12 protein-coding genes and 1 riboswitch are annotated in these 12,613 nt (G+C 73.5%); of the genes, 1 reads left to right on the forward strand and 11 read right to left on the reverse strand.

Going from position 1 to position 12,613, the window contains the following annotated elements; genetic code table 11:
* The first annotated feature begins 7 nt into the window (after nucleotides 1–7).
* Entirely contained in the window at nucleotides 8–790 is a 783-nt protein-coding gene (locus MFF58_RS03030; RefSeq protein ID WP_238285208.1) for a cobalt-precorrin-6A reductase, read from the forward strand.
* On the opposite strand, the gene cobJ is transcribed toward MFF58_RS03030, so the two are convergent.
* The 11 genes from cobJ to MFF58_RS03085 form a co-directional block, all read right to left on the reverse strand.
* Nucleotides 757–1,518, reverse strand: a complete 762-nt coding sequence (gene cobJ, locus MFF58_RS03035; RefSeq protein WP_238285209.1) for a precorrin-3B C(17)-methyltransferase — start codon at nucleotides 1,516–1,518, stop codon at nucleotides 757–759. The two genes, MFF58_RS03030 and cobJ, sit on opposite strands and share 34 nt — an antisense overlap.
* A complete protein-coding gene (locus MFF58_RS03040) occupies nucleotides 1,515–2,294 on the reverse strand; it encodes a precorrin-2 C(20)-methyltransferase (protein WP_238285210.1) in 780 nt (259 codons plus the stop codon). Before MFF58_RS03040 ends, cobJ begins: the two co-directional genes overlap by 4 nt.
* Complete coding sequence (locus tag MFF58_RS03045) at nucleotides 2,294–2,986, reverse strand: precorrin-8X methylmutase (protein WP_279602857.1); 693 nt, start codon at nucleotides 2,984–2,986, stop codon at nucleotides 2,294–2,296. Before MFF58_RS03045 ends, MFF58_RS03040 begins: the two co-directional genes overlap by 1 nt.
* The gene (gene cobG, locus MFF58_RS03050) at nucleotides 2,983–4,332 is read right to left on the reverse strand and encodes a precorrin-3B synthase (RefSeq protein WP_283206422.1); all 1,350 of its coding nucleotides are present in this window, start codon (nucleotides 4,330–4,332) and stop codon (nucleotides 2,983–2,985) included. Before cobG ends, MFF58_RS03045 begins: the two co-directional genes overlap by 4 nt.
* The gene (gene cobN / locus MFF58_RS03055) at nucleotides 4,329–7,685 is read right to left on the reverse strand and encodes a cobaltochelatase subunit CobN (protein WP_238285212.1); all 3,357 of its coding nucleotides are present in this window, start codon (nucleotides 7,683–7,685) and stop codon (nucleotides 4,329–4,331) included. The genes cobG and cobN overlap by 4 nt, the downstream gene beginning before the upstream one ends.
* A 47-nt stretch (nucleotides 7,686–7,732) precedes the next feature.
* Nucleotides 7,733–8,767, reverse strand: coding sequence for a cobalamin biosynthesis protein CobW (cobW, locus tag MFF58_RS03060; RefSeq protein WP_238285213.1), 1,035 nt, complete (start codon nucleotides 8,765–8,767; stop codon nucleotides 7,733–7,735).
* Nucleotides 8,764–9,165, reverse strand: a complete 402-nt coding sequence (locus MFF58_RS03065; protein ID WP_238285215.1) for a DUF1636 family protein — start codon at nucleotides 9,163–9,165, stop codon at nucleotides 8,764–8,766. The genes cobW and MFF58_RS03065 overlap by 4 nt, the downstream gene beginning before the upstream one ends.
* Nucleotides 9,158–9,913, reverse strand: coding sequence for a CbtA family protein (locus MFF58_RS03070; protein WP_238285216.1), 756 nt, complete (start codon nucleotides 9,911–9,913; stop codon nucleotides 9,158–9,160). The genes MFF58_RS03065 and MFF58_RS03070 overlap by 8 nt, the downstream gene beginning before the upstream one ends.
* Nucleotides 9,914–9,929: 16 nt before the next feature.
* Entirely contained in the window at nucleotides 9,930–10,112 is a 183-nt protein-coding gene (locus tag MFF58_RS03075) for a CbtB domain-containing protein (RefSeq protein WP_238285217.1), read from the reverse strand.
* Between the two features lie 36 nt (nucleotides 10,113–10,148).
* Nucleotides 10,149–10,343, reverse strand: a riboswitch (cobalamin riboswitch).
* A 194-nt stretch (nucleotides 10,344–10,537) separates the two neighbouring features.
* Complete coding sequence (locus tag MFF58_RS03080) at nucleotides 10,538–12,139, reverse strand: S10 family peptidase (protein ID WP_238285218.1); 1,602 nt, start codon at nucleotides 12,137–12,139, stop codon at nucleotides 10,538–10,540.
* Nucleotides 12,139–12,591, reverse strand: coding sequence for a DNA polymerase III subunit chi (locus MFF58_RS03085; protein WP_238285219.1), 453 nt, complete (start codon nucleotides 12,589–12,591; stop codon nucleotides 12,139–12,141). The genes MFF58_RS03080 and MFF58_RS03085 overlap by 1 nt, the downstream gene beginning before the upstream one ends.
* Nucleotides 12,592–12,613 lie beyond the last annotated feature (22 nt).

Below are 12,613 nucleotides of genomic sequence, written 5' to 3' on the forward strand. Positions count from 1 at the left end.
GGCGCCCATGACGCGACGTGCCGAGCGGATCCTGATCCTGGGTGGAACCGGTGAGGCGAGCGCCCTGGCGCGGGCCCTGGCCGGCCGAGCCGACCTGTCCGTGGTGTTGTCCCTGGCCGGACGAACCGCCGCGCCGAAGGTCGAGCCGGTGCCGACGCGGGTCGGCGGGTTCGGCGGCGCCGAGGGTCTGGCGCTCTATCTGAACGCCGAGGGAATCACCGGCCTGGTCGACGCGACCCATCCCTTCGCCGCCACGATCTCGGGGAACGCCGCGCGCGCCTCGGCGCGGGCGGGCGTGCCGCTCCTGGCGATCCGGCGCCCGGCCTGGAGCCCCGTACCCGGCGATCTCTGGACCGAGGTCGACACCATGGGGGACGCTGTCGTTGCCCTGGGACAGCGCGCGCGACGGGTGTTCCTGACGATCGGTCGCCAGGAGGCCGCGGCCTTCTCGGATGCACCCCAGCACGCCTATCTGGCGCGCACGGTCGAGCCGATTCGCGCGGTGTTGCGCGTGCCTCATCTCACCACCATCGAGGCACGGGGGCCCTTCGACGCCGCGGCCGAGGCTGCGCTGATGCGGGAGGCCGGCATCGACGTTCTGGTGAGCAAGAATTCCGGCGGCGGCGCGACCTACGGAAAGATCGCGGCGGCGCGTGCCCTCGGCATTCCCGTCATCATGGTGCGGCGGCCGCCGAAACTCGACGTCCCGAGCGTCCCGGACGCCGCCGCCGCGCTCCGCTGGCTCGATGCGGGCGATCACGCGGCCCCCTCGACCTTGCGCGCGGTGTAGACGAAGGGCGGCCGGCCGTCCCGCGGGATCAGCCGCGTGGTCGAGGCACCCAGGATCACCATCGTGGCCATGTCGGCCGGCACGTCGCGCGCCTGCGCGAGGCTCGCGACGCGGATCGCCTCGTCCGGCCGGCTGATCGCGCGGGCGAACATCACCGGCGTTTCCGGCGCGCGGATCCCGGCGGCGATGTCCAACGCGGCGCCGAGCTGCCAGGGCCGGGCGGAGGAGATCGGGTTGTAGAGCGCGACCACCAGATCGGCCCGCAGCACGGCCTCGAGCCGGGCGGTCACAACCGGCCACGGCTTGAGGTTGTCCGAGAGGGACAGGGCGCAAAAATCGCCGCCGAGCGGCGCACCGAGCCGCGCCGCGGCCGCCAGCATCGCGGTGATTCCGGGCTCCACCACGATGGCGAGGTCGCGCCAGCCCGGCTCGCCGTGCTCCACGGCCTCGAACACCGCCGCCGCCATGGCGAAGACGCCGGGATCGCCGCCGGAGACCACGGCGACCCGGCGCCCGGAAGCGGCCAGCTGCAGGGCGTGGCGGGCGCGGTCGACCTCCACCCGGTTGTCGCTGGCATGGCGGGTCAGCCCCGGGCGCTCGGGCACGCAGGCGACGTAGGGGAAGTAGCCGACGATATCCTCGGCGGCATCGAGGGCCCGGCGTGCGGAATCGGTCAGCAGGGCCGCATCGCCCGGACCGAGGCCGACGACGGTGAGGCTTCCGCTCACGGTCGCCTGCCCTCGCCGGGCAGGAGCACCATGGAGAAATAGGGCGCCTCGTCGTCCGGCTTGTCGGACAGCATGACGACGCGCTCGCCCGACATGGTGCCGCGCTCGACATAGATCGCCCGCTCGAGGACTCCCGCCGCCGCCAGGGCCGCGCGCACCTTCGGCAGGTGACGTCCGAGCTTCATGACCACGGCCGCGTCCGTGGCGCCGAGGCGCTCCGTGAGCGCGGCGAGCGGCAGGGTCGCGGGCAAGACGGTGAGGATGTCGTCCCCCCAGGTGATCGGGGTTCCGGCCCGGGTCCAGCATCCCGACATCCCGGTCACGCCGGGCACCACCTCGACGGGGAATCGGTCCTTGAGGCGCCGCCACAGGTGCATGAACGAGCCGTAGAAGAAGGGGTCGCCCTCGGACAGGATCGCCACGTCGCGTCCCGCGCCGAGGTGGTCGGCGAGCTGCCCGGCCGCGTCGTCGTAGAACCCGGCGAGCGCGGCGACGTAATCGGGATGCTCCGGGTGGATCTCGGTCGTGTACGGATAGGCGAGGGGCATCTCCCGGGCAGGATCGCGCAGGATCGCGTCCGCGATGGTGCGGGCGTTGCCGCGCCGGCCGCGCTTGCAGAAATGCACCAGCACCGGCGCCCGCGTGAGGATCCGTTGCGCCTTGACGGTCAGCAGTTCCGGATCGCCCGGGCCCATCCCGACCCCGTAGAGCGTGCCGGTCACGGCCGCGGCGGGGATCTCGTCGGCGGGAGCGTCCAGCCGTTCGAACCCGTCCATCACTCGACCTCGCTGGCCAGCGCGTTGACGGCCGCCGCCGTCATGGCGCTGCCGCCGCGGCGTCCATGGACCACCACGAAGGGCACCCGACCGTCCCGGGCCAGGGCGTCCTTGGATTCCGCGGCGCCGACGAAACCGACCGGGATGCCGATCACCGCCGCGGGCGGTTTCACCCCCGCGTCAAGCAGCTCCAGAAGTCGGAACAGGGCAGTCGGCGCGTTGCCGACCGCCACGACGCTGCCCGGCAGGTATTCGCGCCAGAGTTCCATGGCGGCGGCCGACCGGGTCGTCCCGAGGCTCTGGGCGAGATCCGGCACCCGCGGGTCGCCGAGGGTGCAGATCACGCGATTGTCGGCGGGCAGCCGCGCCCGGGTGACGCCGTCGGCCACCATCCGGACGTCGCACAGGATCGGCGCGCCGGCCTGGAGCGCCGCGACGCCGGCCTCGGCGAAATCCGCCGACATCGCCACGTCGGCCGGGAGGTCGGTCATGCCGCAGGCGTGGATCATGCGCACCACGACGCGCTCGGCCGCGCCGGACCACCGGGCGAGGTTGGCCTCGGCGCGGATCATCGCGAAGGAGCGCGCGTAGATCGCGCCGCCGTCGCGGACATATTCGTAGCGGGACGGGGGCTCGTGGGCCGCGGCCGGCTCCGATCCTGTCTGGCGCAGGGCGTTGTGGCTCGCGCTCATGCCGGTCTCCTGGTCCTCCCGCACGTCGTCCGGGCCATATCCGGCGCGAAAGCGGCGGAGAGCCCGACAGTCTTGGCCCTTCCTAACCGCTCCAGCACCGCCTCGATAGGGAGATCCATCGCCGGCTCATCGCCCGGCGCTCCGCCGAGCACGACGCCGTACCGGCCGTCGCGGCCGACGAGAGTCAGGTCGGCCGGGCCGGGGCGGGCGCAGCCCTTGGCGCAGCCGGAGACGTGCGCGGAGATGTCCGGCATCGCGAGGGGCCTGAAGGCCCCCGCGAGGCGCGCCGCGTCCGCGAGGGTCGGGGTCGATCCGGAGGCGCAGCCGGGCGCGCCCGTACAGGCGTCGATGCTGGAGCGGGGATCGTCGGACGCGACGATGAAGTCGGACGCGAGATCCGCCACCACCGCGGCTGCGCGGATGCCGGGCGCGGTCGTCAGGACGAAGCCGCGCGTCGGCGACAGGCGGATCGCGTCCGTTCCGAACGCCTCCGCGGCATCCGCGATCCGGTCGAGGGCATCGGCGGTGCAGCGGCCGAAGGGCGCGTCGAGGGCGAGGATCCGGAGGCCGGCGTGGAGGCCGGGTGCGGGGGCGAACGGCGATCCGCTCACGAAGTCGCGGCCGCCCTCCGTCACACAGACCGGCGCGCGGATCGGTCCCTCGGCCGTGAGAGCTCGGATCATGACCGACATGTCGGTGTCCGACAGGTCGCGCATGCGCCGCCGACCGGTCCGCGCGAAGGCATCGAGCAGCGCCCGGACCAAGCCGGGGGCGTCGCCGGCTTCGCAGGTCACGAGTTCGCGAAGCCCCGGAGCGGCACCGATCGCAACCGCCACCACGCCCGGGCCGCGCGCGATCACGAAGCAATCGGCCTCCGGCATCGCCGCGCCCACGCGACCCTCGATCACGACCAGCGTCTTGGCCGGCAGTCCGAGGATCGTCGGCCCAATCGCCTCGACGGCACGGGCGAGGGCCGGGACGTCGATCGTCTCGTCGGGATCGATGCCCGCCAGCGGGCTCGTCAGCGTCAGGCGCTGGGGGCCCCCATCCGCCCGCACGTCCCCGAGGCCGATCGATTGAAGCCGGTCCGCCAGGGCCAGGCGGGTCGCCTCGCTGACCCCGCGGACCTGGAGGTTGGCCCGGGCGGTGAGGTCGAGATGCCCGTTCCCGTGGCGGCGCGCCCCGTCCGCGACCGCGCGGGCCTGAGGCGGCGTGAGGATCCCCAGGGGCGGATGCACCCGCGCCAGGAGGCCGTCGCCGGTGGGCATCGGACGCGCGAGCCCGGGGCACCAGCCCCTCCGGGCCGGCGCCTCGGGGAGAACACGGCGATGGCCGGAGGCGCTCACTCCGCGGCCTCCGGCAGCAGCGCGTCCGCCGGCAGGGCGTTGCGGCGGCTGTGCCAGAGGCCGCGGTCCCGGGCCGCGTCGAACCGCTCCAGGATCGCGCGGGTGGCCGCCGGGTTGGCGGCGCGGAGGCGCTCGAACACGTCGGCGTCCGCGATCCAGGCCGCGTAGAGCCGGTCGAAGGCGGCATCCGTGACGGCATCGCTCGTGGCGGCGAGCACGAAGACGGCGTCGAGGCCCTGCGCCAGCTCCTGCGCCCCCCGGTAGCCGTGATCGAGCTGGGCGGCGATCCAGCGGGGCGCGGCGAGGCGCCCACCGATCAGCCGGGCGACGTCTTCCCGGGCGGTGCGGGCCTTCGGCCGCTCCGGCACGGAGACGTCGAGGCTGTAGAGCGCCGGACGTCCGCCGGCCAGCACGGCGGCCGCCGCGAAACCGCCCATCGCATCCACGGCAGCGTCGCCGTCGAACAGGTCGCGCTCGGCCACGTCGAAGGCGTGCAGGTAGGCGTCGGCGGCCGCCACACGGGCGGCGAAATCGGTGTCCGGCGCCTCGTGATCGCCGTAGGCGTGGTTGCTGGCCGCGAGGTAGGCCCGGCCGAGATCGGCGCGGCCCTCCCAGCTTCCGTCGAGGGCGGCGGCGGCCGTGCCGGCTCCGTACCGACCCGGCGCCGCGCCGTAGACCCGCGCGGTGGCTTCGCCGCGGCGGCGGGCTCCCGCCAGGGGATTCTCGTCGTCGGCCTCGTCGCGCGCGGCCACCGCCCGGGCGGCCCGGTCGATCAGCGCCAGCGTGTCGGGGAAGGTGTCGCGGAACGCGCCGGAGACCCGCACCGTGACGTCGATGCGGGGCCGGTCGAGCAGCGCCAGCGGCAGGATCTCGAAACCCGTCACGCGGGTGCTGGCGTGGTCCCAGACCGGTCGGACGCCCATGAGCGCCAGGGCGTGCGCCACGTCCTCCCCGCCGGTCCGCAGGGTGGGGGATGCCCAGAGGTCCATGACGATGCGGGCCGGGTAGGCACCCTCGTCCTGAAGGTAACGCGTCACGACCGCGTCGGCCGCCCGGCTGCCCAGGAGCGCGGCGGCGCGGCTCGGGATCGCGCGGGGATCGAGCGTCGTGAGGTTTCGTCCGGTCGGCAGCACGTCGGCCCGGCCCCGGGAGGGCGAGCCGGCCGGTCCCGGCCGGACGAAGCGGGCATCGAGGGCGGCGCGCAGGCCGGCGCGCTCGCCGGCCGCGCTCGCCGCGACGGCGTCCGAGGCGCCTTCGGGCGCGCGGCCGAACACGTGCAGCCCGTCGCGGAAGATGGTCTCCCCGAGATCGCACAGGTGCGCGTCGAGCCGGGTCAGCGCCTCGTCCATCGGCGTCGCCGCGTCGATGCCCGCGCCGTCCAGGAGCCCGGCGGCGCCCGCCTCCTTCAGGATGGCGCGGGCGATGAGGTCGGCCCGGCGCGGGTCGAGCACGCTTGCGGCGGAATACTCCTCTACGAGCTCGCGCAGGCGTGCGGCTTCGGGCGGCAGATCCTGCGTGGCCGTCTCCGGCGTCAGGTGGCCCAGCGCGATGCCGCCCAGGCGACGCTTCAGCGGGGCGGCCTCGCCCGGATCGTCGACGATGAACGGGTAGACCACCGGCAGGCCGCCGACGCAGAGCGCCGGCAGGCAATAGGGGGACAGCGCCACCGCCTTGCCGGGGAGCCACTCGGTGGTGCCGTGGGTGCCGAGCTGCACCAGGACGTCGAAATGCCGCCGCAGCCCGAGATGGAACGCCAGATACGCGTGGGTCGGGAGACGCTCCGGGTCGTGGTAGCCGGCCTTCCGGTCCGCGTCGCGCCCGCGGTCGGGCTGGAGGAAGACGGCGAGGTTCTCGCGCGGGGCGTCATCGCCCGCCGGCGGCGCACGTTCGCCGGTCACCACGCGGAATCGGAACGCCCCCCCAACGCAGGCGTCATCGGCCTCCGGTTCCCCCCAGGCCTCGACGAGCGCGTCGCGCGTCGGTCCCGGGAGACCATCGAGCCAGCCGGCATAGGTCTCCAGCGGCACGTCGAACCGGGCCGGCTCCGCGGTCAGCCGCTCCATCAGCGCGGTCTCTTCCGGCAGCGCGCCGACCGCGTAGCCCGCCGCGGCGAGATCGGCGGCGATCGACCGGGCGCTCGCCGGGGTATCGAGGCCGACAGCGAAGCCGGCCCGTCCGCCGCGCGCCGGATAATCCGACAGCACCATGGCGACCCGCCGCTCGGCACGCGGCAGGGCGGCCAGACGCAGCCAGCCCGCGGCGCGGTCCGCCAGGGCCTCGATCCCGGCCGCATACGGCACGGCCCGGCGCTCGGCGAAGCCCGCGATGTCGGGAGACTCTTCCTTGAAGGAGATCGGAAAGCCCGAGAGCCGGCCGTCGAACTCGGGCAGCGCCACCTGCATGGCGAGGTCGGCAGCGCCCAGCCCGCGGGCCGACGCCTCCCAGGCGGCCCGCCCGGCACCCACCGTGAAGGCCTGGAGAACCGGGCAGTCGGCGCCGTCGAGAACGAAGTCGATTCCGTCCTCACGGGCCGAGAACGCGGTGGCGGCGATCACGAGATCCGGCCCGCGCGTCCGCACGGCCGCGGCCACCGCGGCGGCGGCTTCCGGCTCCTTCAGGCTCGACACAGCCATCGGCAAAACGCCGATCCCGCGGGCGCGCAGGGCGGCGGTGAGGGCCACGAAGGGCGCCGTGTCGCCCCCGAGGACGGCGGAACGATAGACCACCAGCAGGGCCAGCGGTGCCGCCGATCCGGCGAGCGGGACCCCCGATGCCGCGGCCGCGACCGCCGCATCCAGGGGCAGCACGCCGCAGCCCGGGCACCAGGGAAAGCCGCGCGGCAGCGGCCGCGGCGGCTCGACCGCGTGGCCGGAGCCGATCCGGGCGGCCAGACGCCGCAGCATCCGCCGGATGTTATCGAAGCCTCCCGCCCGGAAATACAGGTCGAGGTCCTCGGCGAGATCGGGATCGGTCGAGAAGGTGGCGAGCCGCGGATCGGGCCGGTCGTCGCCCGGCAGCACGGCCAGCACGACACCCTCCTTCCGGGCTATCTCGGCGCAGCGCTCGACCCCGTAGCGCCAGTAATCCAGACCGCCGAGGCAGCGGATCACCACGAGCTTCGCGCGCGCCACCACGCGCTCGACGTAGAGGTCGACCGAGAGCGGATGCCGAAGCTTCGCCATCTTGGCGAGGCGCAGGCTCGGCAGCTCGGGTTCGGCCGCATGGGCCTGCGCCAGCCCCGACAGGTCGCTGTCGGTGAAGGACAGCACCACGAGATCGCCGGGCTCCTGCCCGAGATCCACGGCGGCCTCGCCCTCGTCGAGGGAGACCGAGTCGATGCGCACGAGATGCATCGCGGCGGCCTCTCAGGGTGAGTTCGAACGGGCGCGCGCGCCGGACGTCATCCCGCGAGCGCCGCGGCGACCGCGTCCCGGTCGAAGCCCTTCAGGCCGATCACCACGAGCGTTCCGTCGCGGGGCTCGCCCGGCCGCCAGGGCCGGTCGAAATGGTGGGCGACCCGGCGTCCGACACCCTGCACCACCAGGCGCATCGCCTTGCCCTCGACCTCGGCGAAACCCTTGATGCGCAGCACGCCGTCCGTCTCGGCCGCCTTCTCGACCCGGGCCGCGAGGTCGCCGGCGGTGACCGCCGGCCGGACCGGCAACGCCACGGTCTCGAAGTCGTCGTGGTCGTGGTCCTCGTCCGCGCCGTGATGCGAGGGGCGGGCGTCGAGATCGTCCTCGGCCGCCGCGCCGAGGCCCAGCAGCACGCGCGGGTCGATGACGCCGTTCTCGGTCTCCACCACCTTCACGGCGCGCGGCAGCTGCTTCTCCACCTCGGCTCGGACCCGGGCGCGGGTCGCGGCATCGATCAGGTCGGCCTTGTTGAGCACCACCAGATCGGCGCAGAGGAGCTGGTCCTCGAACACCTCCTCCAGCGGATTGTCGTGATCCACCGACTGATCGGCCGCTCGCTGGGCGGCCAGGGCCTCCGGATCCTCCGCGAAGGCCCCCGAGGCCACCGCCGGGCCGTCCACCACGGCGACGACCCCGTCCACGGTCACCCGCGAGCGGATCGCCGGCCACTGGAACGCCTGGACGAGGGGCTTGGGCAGGGCGAGACCGGACGTCTCGATCAGGATGTGCTCCGGCGGCTCGGCGCGGGCGAGCAGCGTCTCCAGGGCGGGCACGAAGTCGTCCGCCACCGTGCAGCAGATGCAGCCGTTCGGCAGCTCGACGATGGAATCCTCCGTGCAGCCCTCGACGCCGCAGGTGGCCAGGAACGACTTGTCGAAGCCGACATCGCCGAACTCGTTGACCAGGATGGCGAGGCGACGGCCCTTCGCGTTCTCGACGACGTGGCGCACGAGGGTCGTCTTGCCGGCCCCCAGGAAGCCCGTGACGATGGTGCAGGGGATCTTGGACACGATGGTCATTCGGCGGCCTCCAGGGTGCCGGCCGGAAGCGGGCGAGGTTCGGGGAAGGGTGGGATGCGGGCGACCACGCCCTTGCGGAACTCGGCCGGCCGGTCGCGCCAGGGCACGATGCCGTCCGAGGTCGTCGCGTAGGCGGCTACCCCGGCCAGGATGGTCTCGGCCGAGAGGGCCGGGTCCATGTCGCCGTACACGTAGGTCCAGCGCTCGGCCGAGGCCACGGCCACGGTGCAGGGGCGCTTGCAGACCGACAGACACTCCACGGGCTCGATCCGCAGGTGCGGATCAGCGCCGGCCCGGGCCCGCAGCGCATCGAGGAGGCGGCTCCCGGCGCGGGGTCCGTCCGGGTCGTCGCCCTCGCGGCGGCAGGTCGTGCAGACGTACAGGACGGTCTCAGGCACGGGCCGCACCCCGCGCCGAGTCGCGCGCCAAAGCGTGCCACGCCCAGCCGAATCCCAGGCCGATCATCACCCAGAGCACGAAGCCGATCGCCAGGGATCGCGACGCGAACTGCGCGGCGAGAGCCGCAGGAAGCTCGGAGGTCCCGGCCGGGGCCTGCGGCGCGCCGACCATGTGGGGGATGATCATCAGGATGAGGCCACCCAGGATGGCGATGAACGAGCGGCGGATCGCGATCAGGTAGAGGCCCATTCCAGTTGCCGCCGCGGTCATCACCCACCATGCCTGGCGGGCCGCCAGGGGGGCCGCCTCGCTGCCGGGCAGTTCCGGCGGCAGGCCGAGACCCGGTGCCAGAGCGACGCTGGCGAAGCCCGCGATCGCGAAGGCGAGGCAGGTCCGCGCCGTCGGCTCGCGCCCGCAGGCGAGCATCACCGCGCCGAGCAACAGGGCGTAGCCGACCCCTCCGACCAGGGTCGCGAGTGCGGTGAACGCCATCCGCGGCAGACCGGCACCGGGCTGCCATTCCGGGGCGGCGCGATCCGGCCCGGCCTTATCGGCATCGGAATGATCGTGACCGGAATGAGCCAGCACGATCGGCAACGTCTTGGCTGCCTGATGCGAGGGCTCCGCCCGCTCGTAGCGCTCGGCCGCGAGGATCAGCGGCGAGGTCAGCGTGAGTTCGAGGCCCGTCACGACGATGGCCGCGATGAAGCCGGCAGCCAGCGCCGCCGACAGAAGCCGGATGATCATCCCTTGTGTCAGGGCGTCAGTGGCAGGGGAAGTTCTGGGTGTGCCGGAAGTCGTGCGCCGCGTTGTGGAGCGCGATCGCCGGCGAGAAGCCCGCCATGAACAGCAGGCCGAGGCCGAGGAACGCCGCGAGTGCCACGGCGACAGGTCGCTCGGCCGAGCGGGTGCCGAGTGCGGCGGGGGCGAGGGTCGAAGTGGTCATCAGCGTGTCTCTCCAGCCGCCCCACCGGCGGCATTGCGGGATCCTGGCGTGACGGCAGGTCTCCTGGCTCGCGGCTCTGCGCGCCGGCCGCCTTCCCGGATCGCTCCGGTGGCTCTCTGGCAGGCACTCGCCGCTCACAGTTGCGGGGGCAGCCGCGGATTTGAGGCTTACGCCCCTCACCGCATTCCCTTTTCACCCCGTCGCCGGGGCACCGTCACGGGCCCTTTGTAGACGCTACGGCGTCCCCGCACAACGGATCGGCGGCCTGTGGGATCCGAATCTCGTCGCCATCCTCCGAGCGGCGCCGCCCGACCCGCGATCCTGCCGCGCGGGATGCGGGTCGGGTGAGACTTTCGGCTGTCGTGCGGAGGCGGCGGCGCGTCGAACGGCCTGCTCGCGGAACGGCCCTTCCCGGCGGGTCCGGCCTAGTGCCGCTCCGCCGGGGCTTGCCAGGGGACTTGCGAAGGGGCTTGCGAAGGCGCTTCCGAGGACCCGACATCGCGCGCCTTCACGGCCTCGGAGAAGAGACGCTCGACATCCGTCCTGAACGCCGCCCGCGAATCGGGGCGGGTGTAGAACATGTGCCCGCCCGGATAGACCGCGAGGCTCAGGCGACCCGCCGCGTAGGCGGGGACCTGCGCCAGCAGAAGCTTCGAGGCGTAGTAGGGCGTCACGAGGTCGGTGAAGCCGTGCACCACGAGGACCCGCAGCCGACCGTCCAGGGCGAGGGCTCCCTTCAGGTTGGACAGCACCTCCGGGGCTTGCCGGCCGGAGCCCCAGCTCCAGCCGCGGTTCACGGCTGAGTTGAGCAGCTCGTAGCGCATGTTGGGCACGGGCCATTTCAGCGTGCGTGCGTAGAGGTCGATCATGGCGCTGGTCAGCGGAGCCTGGAGCGCCGTGAGTTGCGGGTCCTCGAAGCTCGACTGCGCGGCATCCGGGTTCGGATCCCAGCCGGTGATCCCGGTATCATAGGCGCTGGTCACCCTCCCGTCGGCGCGGTCGACCTCGCGCTGGACGCTGCGGGTCGTGAGCCGCGCCGCCTGGGCGCGCACCAGGGCGGCGTCGAGGCCGACGAGGGGCGCGACCCTGTCGGTCATCCGCGCGACGGCCTGTGCGTCACTCGGACCTTTCAGCAGATCCGCGAAGTAGGGGCCCGACGCGTAGGACTCCGCGTCCGCCAGCAGGGCCGGCGTCGGCACTTGGCCGGTCCGCTCCAGCGCTCCGGCGGCGAGGGAGGGCAGCTTCAGCACGTAGCCCCAGGGATTGGCGCGGGGCGTTTCCAGCCAGCCGAAATCCAGCACCGGCGACAGCAGCACCAGCCCGGACAGGCCGACGCCGACATCCTCCTGCAGTTTCTCGGCGATCAGCGGACCCCGGAAGCCGCCGTAGCTCTCGCCGACGAAGAATTTCGGGCTCGCCATGCGGTCGTTGACGCGCAGGTAGCGTGCGATGACCGCCGCGAGCGTCGACGCGTCGGACTCGATCGACCAGTAGGCCTTGCCGTTGCCGTCGGCCGCGCGGCTGTAACCCGTCCCGACCGGATCGATGAAGACGAGGTCGGTGAAGCCCAGCCACGTGCCGTCGTTGGGGGTGAGCGCCACCGGCTGCGACGGGCTGATGCTGGCCGTGCCGACGGGCAGCCGCCACGGGCCGATCGCCCCGATGTTCAGGTAGGCCGAGGCCGCGCCTGGCCCGCCGTTGACCGCGAAGGTCACGGGCCTTTCGCGGCCGGCTTCCGGCGCCACCGTGTAGGCCACGTAGGCGATCTCGGCCTGCAGCTTGCCGGCCTCGTCGACGAGGGGCAGGCTGCCGGCGGTAGCGGTGACCGCGAGGGTCCGGCCGTCCGGCAGGGGCAGGCTGTGCTTCGTGGTCGAATCGGGCGGCAGGCGCCGCCCCTCCGGACCGCGCGGCGCCGGCCGCGCCTCCGCCTGACCATGCGGCGCGTCCTGCGCGCGGACCGGCAAGGGGGCCGCGACCGTCAGGGACAGGGCGAGCGCAGCGCGCGCGAATCTCGTCGGGGTCACCATCACGCCTTCTTGTTCCAGCGCCCGGACTCGTCCTGCTGCCAGTAGGCGACTGCGTGGCCCGCGTCCTTGGCCTGCTTCCACTGCTCGCGGGCGCGCAGGAGAGCGTCCTGATCGGTGCCGTCGAACAGGATGCAGATCCGCGCGTATCCGCCGGCGTCCGGCGGCAGGTCGGCGCCCTCGACGAGGAAGCGGATCGAGGCGGCGTTCGGGTTCACGTCCCGCAGGGTCAGCACCACGGGCTGGCTCCCCGCATCCGGCTCACGGTCCGTGCCGTGCGGCAGGAAGCTTTCGTCGGAATAGGTCCAGAGGTGGTCGTCCAGCGCCTGGAGACGCTCCTCGCTCGCGGCCTGGATCGCGGCCTGCCAGCCGCGCTCGAGGGAGCGCTCGACGAGATTCGGCAGCACCTTCTCCAGGGGCTGCCGCTGCATGTGGTAGAAGAGGATCTCTGTCACGGCCCGGTGCATATAGGGTGCG

Source organism: Methylobacterium longum (assembly GCF_022179385.1).
GTDB lineage: Bacteria > Pseudomonadota > Alphaproteobacteria > Rhizobiales > Beijerinckiaceae > Methylobacterium > Methylobacterium longum.